Here is a 20,214-nt window from a genome sequence, read left to right as displayed (position 1 = left end):
CCAGAACGAGGAGGAACCATGGCCCGACCGCAGGCCTACGACACCGCGACCGCCGTCCGGGCGGCCCGCGGCGTGTTCTGGACCCAGGGCTTCGAGGCCGCCTCGGTACCGGAGCTGGAGCGGGCCACCGGGCTGAACCGGTCGAGCATCTACCACGCCTTCGGCAGCAAGCGCGGGCTGTTCGACGCCGCGGTGCAGAGCTACCTCGACGAGGTCGTCCGCCCCCGGCTGGCCGTGCTCACCGGCGACGAGGTCGGCCCGGATGCGCTGGTCGAGTACCTCACCGGGCTGCGGGTGGCCATCGCGGCCGCCGACCCGGCCGGTGCCGGGCAGGGCTGCCTGCTGGTGAACGCCGCGACCGCGCCCATCGGCGGGGACTCCGCCGTCCGTTCGGTCGTGGCCGGGTACCGGGCCGAGCTGCGGACGGCGTTCGCGGCCGGCGTCCGGGCCCGCTTCCCCGACCGCGACCCCGACCCGCTCGCCGACACCTGCACCTCGCTGGTAGTCGCCGCGTTCGCCCTGGCCCGGGTGGACCCCGACGGCGCCGTCCGGTCGCTGGACGTCGCCCTCTCCCAGGTCGGCTAGACCTCCCCGCGCACCAGCTCGGCGGCCGTCACGAGCGCGCGCATCTTGCCGGCGGCCGACTCGCGCGGCAGGTACTTGAGGCCGCAGTCGCTGGAGAGCACCAGCTTGTCGACGTCCACGTGGTCCAGGGCGCGGCGCACCCGGTCGGCGATCTGCACCGGTGTCTCGACCTCGGGGGTGGACAGGTCCAGCACGCCCAGGGCGATGCCCTTCCCGCGCAGCGGCTCGAGCGTCGCCGGGTCCAGGTGCGACTGCGCCGTCTCGACCGACACGGCGTCGCAGGTGACGTCGGCCAGCTCGGGCAGGAACGAGTAGCCGTCGGGCCGCTCCGCCACCATGGCGGCGTACCCGAAGCAGAGGTGCACGTGGGTGGTGCCGGCCGCGCCCTCGAGCGCCCGGTTCAGCGCCTCGACGCCGTACTGCCGGGCGACGTCCGGGCGTGCCTGCAGCCACGGTTCGTCCAGCTGCACGACGTCGGCCCCGGCGGCGAACAGGCCGGCGATCTCGGCGCGGACGACGTCGGCGTAGGCCAGGGCCAGCTCGCGGTCGCTGCCGTAGTGGTCGTCCTGCGCCTGCTGGGCCATGGTGAAGGGGCCGGGGACGGTGATCTTGACGGCCCGGTCGGTGTGCGCCCGCAGGAACCGGACGTCGTCGGCCTGCACCGGGCGGGGCCGCGTGATCGGGCCGGTGATGCGGGGGACCGGGATGTCCAGGCCGGAGCGGTTGCGCACCGTGCCGGGGTTGTCCAGGTCGATGCCCTCGAGCGCGGTGGCGAAGTGGTTGGAGTAGGACTCCCGCCGGATCTCGCCGTCGCCGACGATGTCCAGCCCGGCCTCCTCCTGCGCACGGATGGTGACCAGGGTGGCGTCGTCCTGGGCCTCGGCGAGGTCGGCCTCGGGGATCCGCCACAGCTCGGCGGCGCGCACCCGCGGCGGGAACTGGTGGCCCAGCCGGTCGCGGTCGATCAGCCACCCGGGCTGCGGCAGGCTCCCGACGACGGTGGTGGGCAGCTTCGGCAGCGGGCGGGGCATGCCGACGATCCTGCCCGACCGCAGGGCTGTCCCCGCCGTCGGCCGTGGGCCAAGGTGGTCCCCGTCACCCCATCCGGCTCGACGAGGAGCTGCTCGTGATCCAGAACCCGTTCTACTCACCCGAGGTGCAGGGCGCCTACCAGCTGCACTCGCTGGGGTCCTTCGACCTGGAGGAGGGCGGCACCATCCCCGACCTCCAGCTGGCCTACGCCACCTACGGCGAGCTGAACGCCGACAAGAGCAACGCGATCTTCATCTCGACCTGGTTCAGCGGCACCCACGCCACGTGGTGGCAGGTGTACATCGGCGAGGGGCGGGCGCTGGACCCCACCAGGTACTTCATCGTGGTCGTCAACCAGATCGGCAACGGCCTCTCGACGTCCCCGCACACCACCGACGACCCGAGCATCGCGATGTCGAGGTTCCCGCACGTCACGATCGGGGACGACGTCCGCGCGCAGCGGCAGCTGACCCAGGAGCTGTTCGGCATCGAGCGGTGGGCACTGGTCACCGGCGGGTCGATGGGGGCGCAGCAGACCTACGAGTGGGCGGTCCGCTACCCCGAGGCCGTGCTGCGCGCGGCACCGATCGCGGGCACCGCGCAGAACACCCCGCACGACTTCCTGTTCACCCAGACGCTCATGGACGCGATCACCTCGGACCCCGGGTGGAACGGCGGGGAGTACGCGTCGCACACCGATGTCGCCGCGGGCCTGGCCCGGCACGCCGACATCTGGGCGATCATGGGCCTGTCGACGGAGTTCTGGCGCTCGGGCTTCTGGCGCGGCATCGAGCTGCCCGACGTCAGCTGGGACACCTTCCAGGAGTTCCAGGAGCGGTTCACCCGGGCCGTGTTCGGCGCGATGGACCCCAACGCGCTGCTGAGCATGGGCTGGAAGTGGCAGCGCGGGGACGTCGCCCGGCACACCGACGGCGACCTGGCTGCTGCCCTGGGCCGGATCACCGCGAAGACCTTCGTGATGCCCATCGACGAGGACATGTTCTTCCCGCCCCGCGACTGCCGCCGCGAGGCCGAGCTGGTCCCCGGGGCGGAGGTGCGGGTGTTGCCCAGCATCGCCGGCCACTTCGGCCTGTTCGGCTTCGAGCAGACCTACCTGGACGCCGTCGACGCCAACCTGCGGGAGCTGCTGGCCACCGAGGTCTGAGAAATCGGTCGCGCCCCGGACCGGCATCCGGCACGGTCGGGTCCGTGGAACGCACCGTGGAGGTCGCCGACGGGGTCGAGCTGTGGGTCGAGGAGCGGGGTGACCCGCGGTCACCCGCCGTCCTCCTGGTGATGGGGGCGGCGTCGTCCGGGCTGTTCTGGCCCGAGGCGCTGGTCGACCGGCTGGCCGCGTCCTGCCGGGTCGTGCGGTACGACCACCGCGACACCGGCCGGTCGACCGCCGGCAGCTCCTACGCGCTGCGCGACCTGGCCGGTGACGCCGTCGCGGTGCTCGACGGGCTGGGCATCGACCGCGCGCACGTCGTCGGCATGTCGATGGGTGGCCTGCTGGTCCAGCTGCTGCTGATCGACCACCCCGACCGGCTGCTGTCCGCGACGCTGTTCTGCACCGGCCCGCTCGGCGGCGCACCCGGGGACCCGGCGCCGGGCCCCTCCGACGAGCTGCTGCAGTTCTGGGCGACGATGGGCGAACCCCGGGACGACGAGGCCGAGCTGGCCTGGCGGGTCGAGCACTGGCGGCTGCTGCACGGCGACGGCGTGCCGGTCGACCCCGCCGAGTTCCGCGCCCAGGAGCTGCGGGTGGCCGAGCACTCCGGCGGGCTGCTGCCGGCCACCGCGCACGCCACCGCCGACCAGTCCGGGCTGGCGCGCGGCGCCGAGCTGGCGTCGGTCGCCGTCCCGGTGCTGGTGGTCGAGGCGCCCGCCGACCCGGCCTACCCGCCGCCGAACGCGCAACGGCTGGCCGCCGCGATCCCGGGCGCGCGGGTGGTCACGGTGCCGGGCATGGGCCACGCCCTGCCCGCCGCCGTCCTCGGCCCGCTGGTCGACGCGGTCGAGGCGCACCTGGCGGGCTGAGCGTCAGCTGCGCGGCTGGGGGCGGTTCTGCGGGCCGCGGGGTGCCGCGAAGCCCTGGGTCGGGGGGCGGCCCGCCGGGGTCACCCGCGGCAGCTCGCTGGTCAGCAGCCGCACGTGCCTGCGGCGGCCGGGTCGGCGGGCGGCCAGGAAGTCCAGCGCGATGGCCGCCGTCCAGGACTGGTCCTTGCTGCCGAGCTGCTCGCCGGTGATCGGCTCGTAGTACTCGGCGAAGTCGCAGTCGACCAGCTGGGCCAGCCCGGCCAGCCGCAGCGAGTTCGCCGCCTCCTGCTCACCGGACCGGTTGAGCGCCCAGGCCATCAGCCAGTTGAGCACCGGCCACTGCGGGCCGCGCCAGTAGGTGCGCTCGCGGAAGTGGGGCGAGGCCGGCGACACCGAGGGGACGACGGGCCAGCGGAGCCGGGAGTGCCCGCACCAGCGAGGGCCCAGCAGCAGGTCCCGCTGGGCCTTGATGAGGGCGTCGTCCCCGCCGCAGATCAGCGGGGCGAACCCGGCAGCCGAGTCGACGTCCAGGTAGCCGCCGGTGCGCAGGTCCAGGTCGCGGGCCAGCCCCGTGTCGGGGTTCACCGACCGCAGCACGCCGGTGCGGAACCGCCGAGCGATCGCCCGGGACTCCTCGATGCCGGCCGGGTCGACGCCCAGCTCGGAGCCGAGGTCGGCCAGCAGGTCCGACGCCGCGGCCAGCAGCGCCGAGACCAGGACGTCGCCCACCACGAAGTCGCCGGTCGCCCGGTAGGCGGCGTCGTCGTAGCGCGCCCGCACCTTCTGCTCGACCAGCCACAGGTAGCGGGCGTACTCGGCGTCCGAGGGACGCTGCGACGGGTCGGCGACGTGCGCGAGGTCGCGGCGGACGAACGGCGGCATCTCGGGACCGGGGTGCACGTGGGAGTAGGGGGCGTCCCATCGGGGCGAGTCGTCCATCCCCGACTCCCAGCCGTGGTGGATCTCGACCAGCCCGTGGGAGTACGGGTCGCGGGCCGTGGCCAGGTAGCGGTGCCACGCCAGCCAGCGCGGGAAGGTCTCGACGACGAACGCCTCGGCCAGCTCCAGGTCGGCGCCGCCCTTGCGCCGGGCGTCGTGCAGGATCCGGGACAGCGCGACGACGTGGATCGGCGGCTGGGTGATGCCCGAGGTGAGCACCCCGGCCGGGCGGGCCGCGGCGACCTGGGTGCGCCAGCGGTCCGGGTCGGGGAAGTAGTCGCTGGGGGAGTGGAACAGGATGTGCGGGATCATCCCGGTCGACCACTGCCCGGTCAGCAGGGTGCGCAGCTCGTCCAGGGCGCGGGGCACCGACACGGTGGCGATGCCCAGCGCGACGAACCCGGCGTCCCAGCTCCACATGTGCGGGTAGAGGGTCGGCGAGGCGACGGTGAACCGGCCGCGGTCGTTGCCCTTGAGCACGTAGCCGGCGCGGCCGGCCATCAGCGCGATGTCGTTCGGGGTGGGCTGGACGACGGACATCGGTCTCCTGCGGCGACAGGGATGTGGGCTCGGCGACGCTGCCTGGGGTGATCCTGCCCGGTCGCCGCGCGTTCATCCGCAGGACGCCCACGTGGCTCCCGTCTCATCCGTCCGAGGATGCTGTGCGGCGTGCGCGGAACCCGTCGTCCCCCGGCTCGTTGAGACCCGCGTGATCACCGGGTTGGTGCGCGGCGTCGCCAGCGGGGTGCTGGGCACCGCACGGCGGTTCGTGCCCACCGACCGGGTCGTGGCGCCGTTGATCACGTTGCTCGTGGTGCTGGCCAACGTGATCGGGGCCGGCGTGGTGACCGTGCTGCTGCTCGGCGTGAACGGCGGGGCGGACGCCGAGTCCCCGACCGGCCGGCTGGTGACCGCGGTCGTGGGTGCGGGGTACCTCGTGCTCGCCGTCCCGGTCGGCGTCCTCTGGGGGCTGGGCAAGCAGCGACGCACCAACGCGTGGCTGTGGGCCGGACGCGACCCCGACCCCGACGAGGCGGTGATCGCGCTGCGGCTGCCCGCCGACATCGCCCGGGTGGTCGCGGTCGTCTGGGCGGTCGCCGCCGTCGGCATCGGGGTGGTCGCGGCGTCGGTCTACCCGGCAGCGCTGGTCGGTCTGCGCATCGGCATCTCCGTCGTCCTCGGCGGCGTCGTCACCGCCGGCGTCAGCTACCTGCTCGTGGCCCGGGCGGCCCGGCACATCACGGCGCGCGCCCTGGCCGCGCACCCGCCGGACCGCTCGCGCACGCTCAGCGTCCGCCGCCGGTTGCTGCTGGTCTGGGGTCTGACCAGCGGGGTCCCGATGGTCGGCCTGATCCTGCTGGTGGTCGACCCCACCGGGCAGGGCACGCCCGGCCGGTTCACCGCGATCTTCCTGCCCGGGGTGAGCCTGGTGGTCGGGCTGCTGGCCACCCTGCTCATCGCCCGCGCCGTCGGCTCGCCGCTGCGGCACCTGCGGCAGGCGGTCCAGCAGATCGGCGACGGCGCGACCGACGTCCGGGTGGTCGTGGACGACGCGGGCGAGATCGGCCTGCTGCAGACCGGGGTGAACACGATGGCCGCCGGGTTGGCCGAGCGGGAGCGGCTGCGCGACCTGTTCGGCCGGCACGTGGGCGACACGGTGGCCGCCCAGGCGATGGAGAACGGCATCGAGCTGGGCGGTGAGACCCGGACGGTCGCCGCCCTGTTCGTCGACGTCGCTGGCTCCACCGGGTTGGCGCAGCGGCTGGGCCCGCAGGAGATGGTCGGGCTGCTCAACCGGTTCTTCGCCGTCGTCGTCGACGCCACCTCGGCCGAGGGCGGGCTGGTGAACAAGTTCGAGGGCGACGCCGCGCTGTGCGTCTTCGGCGCGCCCGCGCAGCTGCCCGACGCCGCGGGCGCCGCGCTGCGGGCTGCCCGGGCGATCTGCACCGCGGTGGCCGACGCCGGCGAGGTGGAGGTGGGCGTCGGCGTGGCCTGGGGCGACGTCGTCGCCGGTCAGATCGGCGCGGACAGCCGCTCGGAGTACACGGTCATCGGCGACGCGGTGAACACCGCGGCCCGGCTCACCGAGCTGGCCAAGGACCACGACGGCCGCGCGGTCGCCGACGACGCCACGGTGCAGGCCGCCGACCCGGCCGAGCGCGAGCACTGGGCGCGGGCCGACGAGGTGGTGCTGCGCGGGCGCTCGGAGCCGACGGCGACCTGGGTGCGGCGCTAGTTCGAGCGGACGACGACCAGGACGTCCTCGCTCTGCAGCGTGCCGATCGCGGCGTCGTCGAAGCGCAGCGTGCGCCCGCCCCGGGTCACCGACAGGACGACGTCGCGCAGCTGCCGGGCGCCCATGCCGACCTCGGCGCTGGTCACCGTGCGCTGCACGAGGTCCAGCCCGTGGCCGGCGGTCAGCAGGTCCTCGACGACCGCGACCACCCGGGGGCTGTCGGTGGCCAGGCCCAGCAGCCGGCCCGACGTGGAGGAGGAGGTGATCACGGAGTCGGCGCCGGACTGGCGCAGCAGGCTGGCGTTCTCCTCCTCGCGCACGCTGGCCGTGATCGGCACGCTGGGGTTCAGCTGCCGCACGGTGAGGGTGATGAGGACGGCGGTGTCGTCGCGGTTGGCCGCCACCACGACGGCCCGGGCCTTCTCGATCGACGTGCGGCGCAGCACGTCGGCCCGCCCGGCGTCGCCGACGATGCCGGTGAAGCCGAGCGAGTTGGCCTCCTCGATCGCCGTCGGGCTGGGGTCGACGACGACGACGTGCTCCTTGTCGGTGCCGTTGGCCAGCAGGGCGCGGATGGCGCTGCGGCCCTTGGTGCCGTAACCGCACACGACGACGTGCTGGCGCACGGAGGACCTCCAACGACGGACCCGGAACTCCTCCCGGGAGCGCGCGGTGAGCGCCTCCAGGGTGGTCCCGATGAGGATGAGCAGGAACAGCACGCGCAGCGGGGTGATGATCAGGATGTTCACCAGCCGCGCGCTCGGCGTCACCGGCGTGATGTCGCCGTAGCCGGTGGTCGAGAGGCTGACCGTGGCGTAGTAGGTCGCGTCCAGCAGTGACAGCTCGTCGCCGTTGTTGTCGCGGTAGCCGGCCCGGTCGAAGTAGACGATCAGCACGGTGGCGACCAGGACGACGGTGGCGATGACCACCCGCTTGCCGACCTGGCGGAACGGCGACTCCTCGGTGTGCGCGAGCTGCACACCGCCGTGGTCGCTCAGCATGGGGTCGTCACCGCAGGGACAGTAGCGACGTCGGGTGCCCGGATCGCCCCGGCACACCCCGGACGGGTCACCCGGCGGCGGCCCGTTCCCGGTCGGCCAGCACCCGCTTGAGCACCTTGCCCGCCGCCGAGACCGGGATGACGTCGGTGAACACGACGTCCCGCAGCCGCTTGTACGGCGTCACCCGGTCGTTCACCGCGGCCATGACGCTCGCCTCGGTGAGCGCCGCGCCGGCCTCGTCGGCCCGCCGGACGACGTAGGCCACCGGCAGCTCGCCGGCCATCGGGTCGGGCCGGCCGACCACCGCCGCGCCCGCGACACCCGGTACCCCGACCAGGATCTCCTCGAGCTCGCGGGGGAACACGTTGTAGCCCTTGTGCAGCAGCATGTCCTTGGTGCGGTCGACCACGGCCAGGTAGCCGTCCTCGTCGAGCACGCCGACGTCGCCGCTGTGGAACCAGCCCTCGGCGTCGACCGCCTGCGCGGTGGCGTCGGGCCGGTGGGCGTACCCGGCCATCACCTGCGGGCCGCGGATGCAGATCTCCCCGCGCTCGCCCACGGGCACCTCCGTGCCGGTGTCCAGCGCCCGGATGCTGACCTCGGTGTCGAACACCGGCAGGCCCACGGTGCCGGCCTTGCGCAGCCCGCTGCGGGCGGCCGGGTTGCCGGTGGCCTGCATCGTCACCTCGGTGAGCCCGTACCCCTCGCCGATCACGGCCTGCGGGAACAGCGCCCGCAGCCGCTCGATCAGCGGGACGGCGAGCGGGGCGGCCCCGCTGGACAGCGTGCGCACGCTCGACAGGTCCACCTCGTCGATCCCCGGCACCTGCAGCAGCGCGGCGAACACCGGTGGGGCGCCGCCGATGCCGGTCACCCGGTGGGCCACGGCGTCGGCGACGTAGGCCACCGGGTCGAACCGGTCGTGGATGACGGTGCTCGTGCCGGCGAGGACCAGGCCGTTGAGGTAGCCGATCACGCCCATGGCGTGGAACCAGGGCGTCAGGTTGATCGCCCGGCCGGTGCCCAGGCGCACCGGGTACTCCTCCGCGGAGCCGACCTGGTCGAGGGTCACGTCGCCTCCGGCGTCCAGCGCCGGCAGCGACCCGGAGACCCAGCAGCCCGACTGCAGCACGTTGGTGACCACCTGCCGGTGCGGCAGCGACACCCCCTTGCTCACCCCGGTGGTGCCGCCGGTGTAGGCCAGGTGCGCCAGCGCGGTGGCCAGGTCGAGGTCGGCGTCCCGGTGGGCGTCGGTGGGGTCGGCGCGCAGCAGCTCGGCCAGCGACACCGCACCCTCGGGCAGCTCGACCGCCGCATCCGGGTCGGCGATCTGGGCCGGCCCGGTGACGACGACGGTCTGCACGGCCGTGTCGGCCAGCGCGACCCGGACAGCAGGCAGGCACGCCTCCCAGGTGACCAGCGTGCGGGCGCCGGAGTCGGCGAGCTGGCGGGCCAGCTCGGTCGGGGTCAGCAGCGGGTTGGTGGGGGAGAAGGTGGCCCCGGCCAGCAGGACGCCGTAGTAGACGGCCGGGTACTGCAGGCAGTTGGGCAGGTGCACGGCGACCACGTCGCCCCGCCCCACCCCGCGCTCGGCCAGCCCGGCCGCGACCGCGTGCGCCCGGCGACCCAGCTCGGTGAAGGTCAGCTCGACGCCGTGGTGGACGAACGCGGTGCGGTCGCCCCAGCGGCGCACGGCCGCCCGCAGCACGGAGCCGACCGGGACGGCCGGGTAGTCGAGGGTGCGGGGGAGCCCGGCGGGCCAGCGATCGGTCACGACCGACAGCGTGTCGCGGGTCACACGGGTTGTCGAGTCCGGGTGGCGCCCGGGGGCGAGGATGGGCCGATGGGCGACGGCAGCACGGCACTGGTCCTGGGCGGCGGCGGCATCACGGGCATCGCCTGGGAGATCGGGGTGGTGGCCGGGCTGGCCGACGCCGGGGTCGACCTGCGGACGGCGCGGCTGGTGGTCGGCACCTCGGCCGGCTCGGTGGTGGGCGCCCAGCTGCGCAGCCCGGCCCCGCTGGAGGACCTGTACGCCACCCAGCTGGGGCCCTCGGTCGAGACCGGTCCGCCCGCCGCGATGGGCCGCGGCACCCTGCTCCGCTTCGGGCTGGCGATGCTCCGGCACCGGCGCGACGAGCAGGCGTTCCGGGCCCGGCTCGGGGCGCTCGCGGTCGCCGCGGCCGCCGCGGGCCGCACCCCCACCGAGGAGGTCCGGCGCGCCGCGATCACCGCCCGGCTGACGTCGACGGAGTGGCCGCACGAACCGCTGACGATCACCGCCGTCGACGCCGCCACCGGGGTCTTCGAGACGTTCACCCGCACGTCCGGGGTCGACCTGGTCTCGGCGGTGGCCGCCAGCTGCGCGGTGCCCGGGGTCTACCCGCCCATCACGATCGGCGACCGCCGGTTCGTCGACGGCGGGGTGCGGTCGGTGGCCAACGTCGACCTGGCCGCCGGGTACGACCGGGTGGTGGTGCTGGCGCCCATCACCCGGGGCATCGGCCCGATGGCCGGGGTCGAGGACCAGGTCGGCGCGCTGCCGTCGCGGGTGGCGGTGGTCAGCCCGGACGCCGCGGCGAAGGCCGCGATCGGGAAGAACGTCCTGGACCCGGCCGCACGGGCCGCGTCCGCCCGGGCCGGGCGGGCACAGGCGGCCCAGGTCGCCGACCGGGTGCGCGAGGTCTGGGCGGGCTGACCGGGCTCGGGTCGCCGAGGTGGGCGATCGGGCGGATGATCTCGACTGGTTGAGAGTTGCAACGAGACGGGAACCAGTCATGACCAGCAGTGCCCAGGCCACCGCCACCCACCGGCGGGCGGTCACGAAAGCCGCGTCGCTGACCGCCGTCGGCGGCATCCTGTTCGGCTACGACACCGGCGTCATCGGTGGCGTGCTGCCCAACATCAGCGACGACTTCACCCTCGACACCCCGTTCCTGCAGGGCACCGTGGTGTCGATCCTGCTGGTCGGTGCGGCCGTGGGGGCGCTGGTCGCCGGGCGGGTGGCCGACACCCTCGGCCGGCGCCGGGCGATCATCGCGACCTCGCTGGTGTTCGTCGTCGGCCTGCTGCTGTCGATCGTCGCGCCGGCGTTCTGGGTGCTGCTGCTGTCGCGGTTCCTGATCGGCGTCGGCGTGGGGTCGGCGTCCTTCGTCGTCCCGGTGTACATCGGCGAGATCGCCCCGCCCGAGCGTCGCGGTGCGCTGGTCAGCCTCAACCAGCTGTCGGTGACCATGGGCATCCTGGTCTCCCAGCTGGTCGCCTACTTCCTGGCCGGCAGCGGCGACTGGCGGATCAGCGTGGGCCTGGCGCTGCTGCCCGCCGTCGTCCTGGGGCTGGGCATGATCCGCGAGCCCGAGAGCCCGGCCTGGCTGGTCCGGCAGGGGCGCGACGAGGACGCCCGCGCGGTGCTGCGCACGCTGCGCGACTCCGAGGAGGCGATCACCGAGGAGATCGACGACATCCGCGGCACCGCCACCGAGGAGGAGAAGGGCCAGCAGCGCTCGCTGCTGGCGCCCAAGCTGCGGCCGGCGCTGATGCTGGGCGTGACGCTGGCGATCGTGCAGCAGATCACCGGCGTCAACACCGTCATCTACTTCGCCCCGACCGTGCTGGAGAACGCCGGCCTGGGGCCGCAGGCCGCGTTGCTGGCGCTGCTCGTCGTGGGCCTGACCAACGTGGTCATGACGATCGTGGCGATCAAGGTGATCGACCGGGTCGGTCGGCGCGCGCTGCTGATCTGGGGCATGAGCGGCATGGTGCTGGGCCTGGCCGGCCTGGCCGTGGCGTTCCTGTTCGACATCGCCGGTGCCGGGGCGATCGCCACCACCGTGGTGCTGGCGTTCTACGTGGGCTCGTTCGCGGTCAGCCTGGGCCCGGTGGTCTGGCTGCTGATCAGCGAGATCTTCCCGCTCGCCGTGCGCGGCCGGGCGTCGTCGGTGGCCACGATGGCCAACTGGGTGGCCAACTTCGTCGTCGCCGTCAGCTACCTGTCGATCATCTCGGCGATCGGCGAGACGGCCACGTTCGGCGTCTACGCGGTGATCACCGTGCTGTCGCTGGTCTACGTGGTGAAGGCGGTCCCGGAGACCAAGAACCGCAGCCTGGCCGACATCGAGCGGGAGCTGTCCCCCGCCTCCTGACGGTCAGGGTTGACTGCCCGGGGTCGACCTGGCAGACATGCGGTCATGACGGACACGGTGCTCGCAGAGGTCTCCGACGGGGTCGGCGTGATCACGCTGAACCGCCCGGAGGCGAAGAACTCGATCGACCTGGCGACGACGAAGGCCCTCGCCGACGCGGTGGACGACTTCGACGCCCGCGACGACGTCGCCGTCCTGGTGCTCACCGGGGCCGGCGGCGTCTTCTGCGCGGGCATGGACCTCAAGGCCTTCTCCCGCGGCGAGCGGCCCTCGCTGCCCGGGCGCGGGTTCGCCGGGCTGACCGAGGCGCCGCCGAGCAAGCCGCTGATCGCCGCGGTCGAGGGCTGGGCGCTGGCGGGCGGGTTCGAGCTCGTGCTCGCCTGTGACCTGGTCGTCGCCTCCCGCGAGGCCCGGTTCGGCATCCCCGAGGTCAAGCGCTCACTGGTGGCGGCCGGCGGCGGGGTGCTCCGGCTGCCCAAGACGCTGCCCTACCAGCGGGCCATGGAGCTGGCGCTGACCGGCGACCCGATGACCGCCGAGGAGGCCCACCGGTTCGGCCTGGTCAACGCGCTCACCGAGCCGGGCGGGGCGCTGGCCGGCGCCCGCGAGCTGGCCGGCCGGATCGCGGTCAACGGCCCGCTGGCGCTGCGGGCGACCAAGCAGCTGGTCGCCGGCGCCGTCCGCTGGACCGACCGCGACCTCCTGGACCACCAGGTGACGGTGACCGAGTCCGTGTTCGCCTCCGCCGACGCCCAGGAGGGCGCCCGCGCCTTCGCCGAGAAGCGCGCCCCCGTCTGGCGCGGCGTCTGAACCTCGTCGAGTGACAGCTGAGCGCGGTCCGGGGTAGCCGCCGGCGACGCTGGGCTGTCACTCGACGCCTGTCCACAGGGCTTCCCCGCGTCGCCTGGTCTGCCGGCAGGCTGCTACGCGTGCCAGGACCCCGCCGACGGCCGTCGCTGCGGGGCCGCTGGTTCCGGGGGAGCGACGTCGTCCGGCGCGGACTGCTGACTCCCGGCCAGCTGCGTGGACCGGCCTGGCGCCGCGTCTTCCCGGACGTCTGCATCGATGCCACCTGCGACGTCGACCATGCCCTCCTGGCGCAGATCGCGGCCACCACCCTGGTGCCGGGGGCGGTGGTGACCGGCGCCAGCGCGGCGGTGCTGTGGGGGCTCACCGACCTCGCTGGCGTGGACGACCCCGTCGAGCTGACGGTCGCACCAGGGGCCCCGCGCCCCAGCTGTCCGGGTGTCCTGGTGCGGCGCCGTCCGCTCCCCACGACCAGCGCGGTGCGTCGTGGCGCGGTCCTCGTGGCCACCCCCGAGGTCGCCGCACTCGAGCTGGCCGGCCGGCTGGACCCGGTGGAGGCCGTCGTGCTCCTCGACCGCTGCGTGGCGGAGCGGCTGAGCACCCTGCCCGCACTCCGCGAGGCGGCGCTCGGGCTGACCGGTCGCGGGTGCCGGCGGGCGCGCGAGGCCGCCGACCGAGCCGACGGGCTGGCCGGGTCGCCCCAGGAGACGCGACTGCGGGTGGTGCTCGACGACTCGGACCTGCCGAACCCTGTCGCGCAGTTCGAGGTCCGCGTGGCCGGGCGATTCGTGGCCCGGGTCGACTTCGCCTGGCCGGACCGCCGCATCGCGCTGGAGTACGAGGGGGCCTGGCACACCACGCAGATCGCGGCCGACCGTCGACGCGTCGAGGCGCTGCAGGCGGCCGGCTGGCGGGTGCTGTTCGTGACGGCGGCCGACCTTCACCGTCCAGCGGAGCTGCTCGCCCGGATCCGGGCGGTCCTCACCGCGTCGAGTGGCAGCTGAACGTCGCCGCGACGACTCGTCAGCAGCGCTCAGCTGTCACTCGACGGGCTACACGGCGGGGTGGGCGACCAGGCTGCCGGCGGAGTGGTCCTTGCGCAGCTCGGTCTTGAGCACCTTGCCGCTGGGGTTGCGGGGGAGGGAGCCGACCACGGTGAACTCCCGCGGGCACTTGTAGCGGGCCAGCCGCTCGCGGCACCAGGCGGTGAGCTCGGCCGCGGTCGGCGGCGACGCCGGGTCGCGGGGGGCGACGACGGCCAGCGGCGCCTCGCCCCACCGGTCGTCGGGGACGCCGATCAGCGCCACCTCGGCCACGCCCGGGTGGGCGGCCAGGACGTCCTCCACCTCGGCGCAGTAGATGTTCTCCCCGCCGCTGATGATCATGTCCTTCTTGCGGTCGACGACGAAGTAGTAGCCGTCCTCGTCCTGGCGCACCAGGTCCCCGGAGTGGAACCAGCCGCCCTCGAAGGCCGCCTCGGTCTCGGCGGGCTTGCCCCAGTAGCCGCTCATCACCATCGGCGAGCGGTAGACGATCTCGCCGACCTCGCCCTGCGGGACGTCGCGCATCAGCTCGTCGACCACGCGGACCTCGACGTTGAGCATCGGGGTGCCGACCGAGCCCAGCTTGCGGATCGAGTCCTCCCCGCGCAGCAACGTGGTCACCGGGCTGCACTCGGTCTGCCCGAAGGCGGTCATCACCTCGGCCTGCGGGAACGTGTCGATCAGGGTGCGCAGCAGCGTGGTCGAGGCCGGCGCGGCACCCCAGCTGACCCGGCGCAGGCAGGACAGGTCGCGCTCGGCGATGCCCGGGACGGCGACGACGGCAGACCACATCGCCGGCACCAGGAAGATGCTGTTGACCCGCTCGCGCTCGATGAGGTCCAGGGTGGCGACCGGGTCGAACCCGCCGGACCGGAGCACCACCTGCGTGCCGCCCAGCAGCAGCGGCGGCAGCCCGCCGGCCAACCCGGCGATGTGGAACATCGGCGTGCCGGGCGCGTGCACCTTCTCCGTCGTCGGGTCGACCCCGTTGGTGACCACCTGGCTGAAGGCGTGCATGAGCAGGTTGCGGTGGGTCAGCACCGCCCCCTTGGGCCGGCCGGTGGTCCCGGAGGTGTACATGATGAACGCGGGCGAGGCCTCGTCGACCTCCACCTCGAGTGGGTCCGCGGACGCCGCGGCCAGGGCCGCCTCGTACTCCTCGCCGATCTGCAGCACCGTCGCCACGCCCGGGGCCTGGGCCCGTGCCGCGGCGGCCACCTCGGCCATCGCCCCGTCGACCACCAGGGCCACGGCGCCGCTGTCGGTGAGGGCGTACGCGACCTCGGCGGCCACCAGCCGGAAGTTCACCGGGACGACGACGGCGCCCAGCCGCACGCCGGCCAGGTAGGCCTCCCACACCTCCGGCCCGTTCATGGCCAGGACGGCGATGCGGTCGCCGGTGCGCACCCCCCGGTCGGCCAGCGCGTGCGCCAGCCGGGTGACCCGCTCGTCCAGCTCGGCGTAGGTGAGCCCGCGGCCCTCGAAGCGCAGGGCGACGGTGTCGGGGGTGGAGCGCGCGTGCCGCCCCAGCTGGGAGCTCATGGTCATGCCGCGCCAGCCGCCGTCGTGCCGGGTCTGCTGCACGGGTGCTCCCTCGGGTCGGGTTGTGGTGGGCGTCATGCTCACCCGCGCCATCGGTTACGGTCAACCCTGACTGTCACGCCCCGTCTGAAGGAGAACCATGGACGTCACCGACGCCGTCGCCGTCGTCACCGGAGGCGCATCCGGCCTCGGGCTGGCCACCGCCCGCCGCCTGCGCGAGGCCGGTGCCCAGGTCGTGCTGCTGGACCTCCCCACCTCGGCCGGTGAGAGCGTCGCCGCCGAGATCGGTGCGCACTTCGCCGCCGCCGACGTGACCTCCGAGGAGCAGGTCACCGCGGCCTTGGACCTCGCCGTCGAGCTCGGTCCGCTGCGCGTGGCGGTGAACTGCGCGGGCATCGGCAACGGCATCAAGACCGCCGGCAAGAAGGGTGCCTTCCCCCTCGACGCCTTCCAGAAGGTCATCCAGGTCAACCTGGTCGGCACGTTCAACGTCATCCGGTTGGCCGCCCAGCGGATGCTCGCCGTCGAGCTGCAGGGCGAGGAGCGGGGGGTGATCGTGAACACCGCCTCGGTGGCGGCCTTCGACGGCCAGATCGGCCAGGCGGCCTACTCGGCGTCCAAGGGCGGCATCGTCGGCATGACCCTGCCGATCGCCCGCGACCTGGCGAGCGAGGCGATCCGCGTCGTCACCATCGCGCCGGGTCTGTTCAACACCCCGCTGCTGGCCGGCCTGCCCGACGAGGCCAAGGCCTCCCTCGGTGCCCAGGTGCCGCACCCGGCCCGCCTCGGCGAGCCCGACGAGTACGGCCAGCTGGTCGCGCACATCGTGGCCAACCCGATGCTCAACGGCGAGGTCATCCGCCTCGACGGCGCCATCCGCATGGCCCCGCGCTGACGAGGGGGCCCGGAGGGTCCCCGAGGAAGCGCGGCACCGCCGGCCGACATGAACGGGCCGGCCGCAGGCCTGGGCGACGACGACGGGAGGGCGAAGCCCTCCCGTAGGAGCCGCAGGTCGCGCTCGTCGCAGCTCGCACCGGCCCGTGGCCGCGGTGTCGTCCGGAGGACGACGATGTCACAGCAGCTCCCTGGCCATCGACTTCCACAGCGCGACGTGGGGGTCGGTGGCCGGGGGACGGTCCTCGAAGGCGTAGGCGATCGCCACGCCGCGCATCGAGGTGAACAGCAGCTCCGAGACCACGGGGTAGCGCGGGGACGACGTGATGGCCGGCCCCCACATGCGGTCGCCCACCGCCCGGATGGCCGCGCGCAGCCGGCGCTCCTGCGGGCGCAGCGCGGCCCGCAGCGCCTCGTCGGTGCGGGCGGCGTTCCACAGCTCCATCGCGACCCAGAAGGGCGGCTCGAAGAACGTCGCCCAGATCAGCTCCACGCTGCGGTCGACCCGTTCGACGGGGTCGGTGATCGACGCGCTGACCTCGACGGCGCGGTCGGCGGCCTCGGTGAGCATGGTCTCGGCCAGGTGCGACGTCGCCGCGACCAGCAGCTCCTCGCGTGACGGGAAGTGGTGCAGCAGGCGCCCCCGCGACACCCCGGCCCGGGCCTGCACGGCCAGCGTCGAGGCGCCGGCGTAGCCGTCGGACACCAGGCAGGCGACGGCGGCGTCGAGGATGAGGGCGCGGCTGTCGGCGCTCCGCTCGCTCCGGCTGCGGGTCTCCATCGGACCAGTCTACCGGTCTGGCAGTCAGGGTTGACCGTTCGCTGACCCCACCGGAGGATGCGACCCAGCCCCACCCTCACCGACGAGAGGTGCCATCCCCGTGGACTTCGACGACACACCCGACGAGGCCGCCTACCGCGCCCGCGTCCGCGACCTCCTGGCGCAGCACGCCGGCGACCTGGTGCACCTGGACGCCGGGGAGGAGGCCGCCGACGCCGGCGAGCAGGAGCAGGCGCTGCGCCGCACCCAGCGCGTGCTGGCCGAGGCCGGGCTGGTCGGGGTCGCCTGGGCGGCCGAGCACGGTGGCCAGGGCGGCAGCCTGGCGCAGCAGGCGATCATCGGCCAGGAGCTCGCCCGGGCGAAGGTCCCGTCGCTGATCAACCACATCGGCATCGGCATGTGCGGGCCCACGGTCATCGCCCACGGCACGCCCGACCAGCACGAGCGCTACCTGGCCCGGCTGCTGCGCGCCGACGACGTCTGGTGCCAGCTGTTCAGCGAGCCGGCCAGCGGCTCGGACCTCGCCGCGCTGCGCACCACCGCAGTCCGGGACGGCGACGACTGGGTGGTCAACGGCCAGAAGGTGTGGACGACGCTGGCCCACGTCAGCGACCACGGCATCCTGCTGACCCGCACCGACCCCGACCGCCCCAAGCACGGCGGCCTGACCATGTTCGTGGTCGACATGCACGCCCCCGGCGTGACGGTGCGCCCGCTGCGCCAGATGGGCGGGCAGTCCGACTTCAACGAGGTGTTCTTCGACGACGTCCGGATCCCCGACACCGAGCGGCTCGGCGAGCCCGGCGAGGGCTGGCGGGTCGCGCTGACCACGCTGCTCAACGAGCGGGTGGCCGTGGGCGGGGGCGGCAACGACCTGGGCCTGTCGGTCGAGTCGCTGGCCCGGCTCGCCGCGGCCAAGCTGCCCGGGCTGACCGCGCAGCGGCAGGTGCTGGCCCGGCAGGCCGTCGGCCGGGCCGCCGTCGCCGCCCTGGGCAACCGGTACACCGGGTACCGCCGGCTGACCGCGATCAGCCAGGGCGGGCTGCCCGGGCCCGAGGCCAGCGCCGGCAAGCTGGCCGGCACCGCCGCGGCCAAGCTGGTGGCCGACGCCGGGGTCCGGCTGCTGGGTGACGACGCGGTCTTCGCCGTCGGCACCGGGGACGACGAGGCGGGGCGGTGGCAGCGCAACCAGGCCTGGCTGCCGGGCATCGCGATCGCCGGCGGCACCGACGAGGTGCTGCGCAACATCATCGGCGAGCGGGTCCTGGGCCTGCCGCCGGAACCCCGCGAGGACAAGCACCGCCCCTTCAACGCCTCCGGGAGCACTCGGTGAACTTCGACCTCGACCAGGACCAGCTCGACGCCGCGGCCGGCGCGAAGCAGTTCTTCACCGGCCAGGCCTCCCCGGCGCAGGCCCGCGCGGCCCTGGAGGACGGACCGCTCGCCCCCGGCCGGCGGGCGCTGGCCGACATCGGCTTCCTGGGCATCACCGTGGCGGAGGACGCCGGTGGCGCGGGCGGGTCGCTGCTGGACCTCGCCGTCGTCGCCGAGCAGGCCGGCGCGCAGCTGGCCGGACCGTCCCTGGTGACCGCGGCGCGGGCCGCCGTCCTGCTGGCCGACCAGCCGGAGCTGGCGGCGGCGCTGGCCGACGGGTCCCGCGCGTTCTGCGTGGTCGACGGCTCGGGTCCGGCCCTGGACGCCGTCGGGGCCGACACCTTCCTCGCCCTCGTCGACGGCGACCTCGTGGTGGGCGGCGGCGAGGTGACCACCGGCCAGCCGATGGACGCCACCCGCGGCCTGGGCGTCGTCACCCTGACCGACCCGCGGGTGCTGGTCGCCGGTGCCGCGGCGTTGTGGGCCAGGGCCCGGGACGTCGCGCTGGTCGCGCTGGCCGCCGAGGACCTGGGCACTGCCGGGAAGGCGGTCGAGGTCGGCGTGGCCTACGCCAAGGAGCGGCACGCCTTCGGTCGGGCCATCGGCAGCTACCAGGCTGTGAAGCACGGGCTCGTCGACGCGTGGGTCGGGGTCGAGCAGCTGCGGTCGCTGGTCTGGTGGGCCGCCTGGGCCGCCGACGCCGCCCCCGACGAGCTGCCGCTGGCCGCCGCGTCGGCGAAGGCGTTCGCCGCCGAGACGCTGGAGCGGGCCGCCGAGACCTGCATCCAGGTGCACGGCGGGATCGGCTTCACCTGGGAGCACGACGCCCACCTGTACTGGCGGCGGGCCAAGGTCGACCGGCTGCTGCTGGGCGACGCCGCCGAGCACCACGACGTCGTCGCCGGGCTCGTGCTGGCCGGGGCGCTCTCGTGAGCGACTGGACCCAGGTCTCGTACGCCGTGGACGGCGGGGTGGCCACGCTGACCCTGGACCGTCCCGACCGGCGCAACGCCTACACCGCGGTGATGGCCCGTGAGCTGGGCGAGGTGGCCGCGGCGGCCGACGCCGACGACGCCGTCCGGGTGCTCGTGGTGACCGGCACCGGCCGCGACTTCTGCGTCGGGGCCGACCTGCAGGGCGCCGGCACCTTCGACCGCAGCGCGCAGGCCGCCGAGGCCGGCACCATCGACGGGGTCGCGCGCGACTGGGGCGGCATCGGCGCCCTGCCCTTCGCCGCGTTGCGCAAGCCGGTGATCGCCGCGGTGAACGGGGCGGCGGTCGGCATCGGGGCCACGATGATCCTGCCGATGGACATCCGGATCGCGGGGGAGTCCGCCCGGTTCGGCTACGTGTTCTCCCGCCGCGGGATCGTGCCCGAGGCGGCGTCCAGCTGGTTCCTGCCCCGCGTGGTCGGCATCAGCCAGGCGATGGAGTGGGTGGCCACCGGGCGGGTGTTCGACGCCGCGGAGGCGCTGCGCGGGCGGCTGGTCTCCCGGGTGGTGCCCGACGCCGAGCTGCTGGACACCGCCTACGCGCTGGCGCACGAGATCGCCGACAACACGTCGGGGGTCTCGGTGGCGGCGTCCCGGCAGCTGCTGTGGTCGATGCTGTCGGCGCCCAGCCCGTGGGACGCCCACCGCGCCGAGTCCCGGGTGCTGGTCGAGCTGGGCTCGGGCGCGGACGCCGCCGAGGGCGTGGCCTCGTTCCTGGAGAAGCGCCCCGCCGTCTTCCGGGCCCCGCTCGACGGCGTCGGCGAGGGCTGGCCCGCACCCCCGGCCGACCTCGCCTGAGCGGCAGC

18 protein-coding genes are annotated in these 20,214 nt (G+C 74.5%); 12 read left to right on the top strand and 6 right to left on the bottom strand.

Annotated features, from left to right (window positions below):
* Positions 1–18 precede the first annotated feature (18 nt).
* Complete coding sequence (locus tag BLS67_RS00670) at positions 19–585, top strand: TetR/AcrR family transcriptional regulator (protein WP_091237955.1); 567 nt, start codon at positions 19–21, stop codon at positions 583–585.
* Here BLS67_RS00670 and BLS67_RS00665 read toward each other — a convergent pair.
* A complete protein-coding gene (locus tag BLS67_RS00665; RefSeq protein ID WP_091237953.1) occupies positions 582–1,616 on the bottom strand; it encodes a uroporphyrinogen decarboxylase family protein in 1,035 nt (344 codons plus the stop codon). The two genes, BLS67_RS00670 and BLS67_RS00665, sit on opposite strands and share 4 nt — an antisense overlap.
* 95 nt (positions 1,617–1,711) lie before the next feature.
* On the opposite strand from BLS67_RS00665, the gene BLS67_RS00660 reads away from it, so the two are divergent.
* Both BLS67_RS00660 and BLS67_RS00655 read left to right on the top strand, forming a co-directional pair.
* Positions 1,712–2,782, top strand: a complete 1,071-nt coding sequence (locus BLS67_RS00660) for an alpha/beta fold hydrolase (RefSeq protein ID WP_091237950.1) — start codon at positions 1,712–1,714, stop codon at positions 2,780–2,782.
* A 44-nt stretch (positions 2,783–2,826) separates the two neighbouring features.
* A complete protein-coding gene (locus BLS67_RS00655) occupies positions 2,827–3,657 on the top strand; it encodes an alpha/beta fold hydrolase (protein ID WP_091237948.1) in 831 nt (276 codons plus the stop codon).
* A gap of 3 nt (positions 3,658–3,660) precedes the next feature.
* On the opposite strand, the gene ggh is transcribed toward BLS67_RS00655, so the two are convergent.
* Positions 3,661–5,136: a glucosylglycerate hydrolase gene (ggh, locus tag BLS67_RS00650; RefSeq protein WP_109504715.1), complete on the bottom strand. Its 1,476-nt coding sequence runs from the start codon at positions 5,134–5,136 to the stop codon at positions 3,661–3,663.
* Positions 5,137–5,305: 169 nt separating this feature from the next.
* Here ggh and BLS67_RS00645 point away from each other — a divergent pair, with 169 nt between their 5' ends.
* Positions 5,306–6,832, top strand: coding sequence for an adenylate/guanylate cyclase domain-containing protein (locus BLS67_RS00645; protein WP_207500150.1), 1,527 nt, complete (start codon positions 5,306–5,308; stop codon positions 6,830–6,832).
* Here the strand turns inward: BLS67_RS00645 and BLS67_RS00640 are convergent.
* Positions 6,829–7,833 carry a potassium channel family protein gene (locus BLS67_RS00640; RefSeq protein ID WP_091237945.1) on the bottom strand — a complete coding sequence of 335 codons (1,005 nt, stop codon included), beginning with the start codon at positions 7,831–7,833 and terminating at the stop codon, positions 6,829–6,831. The genes BLS67_RS00645 and BLS67_RS00640 overlap by 4 nt on opposite strands.
* A gap of 67 nt (positions 7,834–7,900) precedes the next feature.
* Positions 7,901–9,607 carry a class I adenylate-forming enzyme family protein gene (locus BLS67_RS00635; RefSeq protein WP_242653672.1) on the bottom strand — a complete coding sequence of 569 codons (1,707 nt, stop codon included), beginning with the start codon at positions 9,605–9,607 and terminating at the stop codon, positions 7,901–7,903.
* Positions 9,608–9,676: 69 nt separating this feature from the next.
* On the opposite strand from BLS67_RS00635, the gene BLS67_RS00630 reads away from it, so the two are divergent.
* The 4 genes from BLS67_RS00630 (at position 9,677) to BLS67_RS00615 (ending at position 13,786) form a co-directional block, all read left to right on the top strand.
* Entirely contained in the window at positions 9,677–10,531 is an 855-nt protein-coding gene (locus BLS67_RS00630) for a patatin-like phospholipase family protein (RefSeq protein ID WP_091237943.1), read from the top strand.
* A gap of 79 nt (positions 10,532–10,610) precedes the next feature.
* A complete protein-coding gene (locus tag BLS67_RS00625; protein ID WP_091237941.1) occupies positions 10,611–11,975 on the top strand; it encodes a sugar porter family MFS transporter in 1,365 nt (454 codons plus the stop codon).
* A gap of 45 nt (positions 11,976–12,020) precedes the next feature.
* The gene (locus BLS67_RS00620) at positions 12,021–12,785 is read left to right on the top strand and encodes a crotonase/enoyl-CoA hydratase family protein (RefSeq protein ID WP_091237940.1); all 765 of its coding nucleotides are present in this window, start codon (positions 12,021–12,023) and stop codon (positions 12,783–12,785) included.
* 119 nt (positions 12,786–12,904) lie between these two features.
* On the top strand, positions 12,905–13,786 hold the full coding sequence (locus BLS67_RS00615) for an endonuclease domain-containing protein (protein ID WP_165617416.1): 882 nt from the start codon (positions 12,905–12,907) through the stop codon (positions 13,784–13,786).
* Positions 13,787–13,834: 48 nt separating this feature from the next.
* Here the strand turns inward: BLS67_RS00615 and BLS67_RS00610 are convergent, their stop codons facing one another.
* Complete coding sequence (locus tag BLS67_RS00610; protein ID WP_242653670.1) at positions 13,835–15,409, bottom strand: long-chain-fatty-acid--CoA ligase; 1,575 nt, start codon at positions 15,407–15,409, stop codon at positions 13,835–13,837.
* A gap of 97 nt (positions 15,410–15,506) precedes the next feature.
* On the opposite strand from BLS67_RS00610, the gene BLS67_RS00605 reads away from it, so the two are divergent.
* Positions 15,507–16,262 (top strand): 3-hydroxyacyl-CoA dehydrogenase, encoded by a 756-nt coding sequence (locus BLS67_RS00605; protein WP_091237938.1) that lies wholly within the window; start codon positions 15,507–15,509, stop codon positions 16,260–16,262.
* 177 nt (positions 16,263–16,439) lie between these two features.
* Here BLS67_RS00605 and BLS67_RS00600 read toward each other — a convergent pair whose 3' ends face one another.
* Positions 16,440–17,042 (bottom strand): TetR/AcrR family transcriptional regulator, encoded by a 603-nt coding sequence (locus tag BLS67_RS00600; protein WP_091237937.1) that lies wholly within the window; start codon positions 17,040–17,042, stop codon positions 16,440–16,442.
* A gap of 100 nt (positions 17,043–17,142) precedes the next feature.
* Here BLS67_RS00600 and BLS67_RS00595 point away from each other — a divergent pair, with 100 nt between their 5' ends.
* Genes BLS67_RS00595 through BLS67_RS00585 form a run of 3 tightly spaced genes read left to right on the top strand, consistent with a single transcriptional unit; the run spans position 17,143 to position 20,206 of the window.
* Entirely contained in the window at positions 17,143–18,375 is a 1,233-nt protein-coding gene (locus tag BLS67_RS00595) for an acyl-CoA dehydrogenase family protein (protein ID WP_091237935.1), read from the top strand.
* The gene (locus tag BLS67_RS00590; protein WP_091237934.1) at positions 18,372–19,349 is read left to right on the top strand and encodes an acyl-CoA dehydrogenase family protein; all 978 of its coding nucleotides are present in this window, start codon (positions 18,372–18,374) and stop codon (positions 19,347–19,349) included. The genes BLS67_RS00595 and BLS67_RS00590 overlap by 4 nt, the downstream gene beginning before the upstream one ends.
* Complete coding sequence (locus tag BLS67_RS00585; RefSeq protein WP_091237932.1) at positions 19,346–20,206, top strand: enoyl-CoA hydratase-related protein; 861 nt, start codon at positions 19,346–19,348, stop codon at positions 20,204–20,206. The genes BLS67_RS00590 and BLS67_RS00585 overlap by 4 nt, the downstream gene beginning before the upstream one ends.
* Positions 20,207–20,214 lie beyond the last annotated feature (8 nt).

This window comes from Klenkia soli (assembly GCF_900103975.1).
Lineage (GTDB): Bacteria > Actinomycetota > Actinomycetes > Mycobacteriales > Geodermatophilaceae > Klenkia > Klenkia soli.
This window is presented reverse-complemented; position numbering and strand designations above follow the sequence as displayed.

Bases quoted from the DNA above. Each gene is read 5' to 3' on its own strand.
- BLS67_RS00670 (WP_091237955.1), top strand. From the start codon at position 19: ATGGCCCGACCGCAGGCCTACGACACCGCGACCGCCGTCCGGGCGGCC.
- BLS67_RS00665 (WP_091237953.1), bottom strand. From the start codon at position 1,616: ATGCCCCGCCCGCTGCCGAAGCTGCCCACCACCGTCGTCGGGAGCCTG.
- ggh (WP_109504715.1), bottom strand. From the start codon at position 5,136: ATGTCCGTCGTCCAGCCCACCCCGAACGACATCGCGCTGATGGCCGGC.
- BLS67_RS00640 (WP_091237945.1), bottom strand. From the start codon at position 7,833: ATGCTGAGCGACCACGGCGGTGTGCAGCTCGCGCACACCGAGGAGTCG.
- BLS67_RS00630 (WP_091237943.1), top strand. From the start codon at position 9,677: ATGGGCGACGGCAGCACGGCACTGGTCCTGGGCGGCGGCGGCATCACG.
- BLS67_RS00625 (WP_091237941.1), top strand. From the start codon at position 10,611: ATGACCAGCAGTGCCCAGGCCACCGCCACCCACCGGCGGGCGGTCACG.
- BLS67_RS00620 (WP_091237940.1), top strand. From the start codon at position 12,021: ATGACGGACACGGTGCTCGCAGAGGTCTCCGACGGGGTCGGCGTGATC.
- BLS67_RS00605 (WP_091237938.1), top strand. From the start codon at position 15,507: ATGGACGTCACCGACGCCGTCGCCGTCGTCACCGGAGGCGCATCCGGC.
- BLS67_RS00600 (WP_091237937.1), bottom strand. From the start codon at position 17,042: ATGGAGACCCGCAGCCGGAGCGAGCGGAGCGCCGACAGCCGCGCCCTC.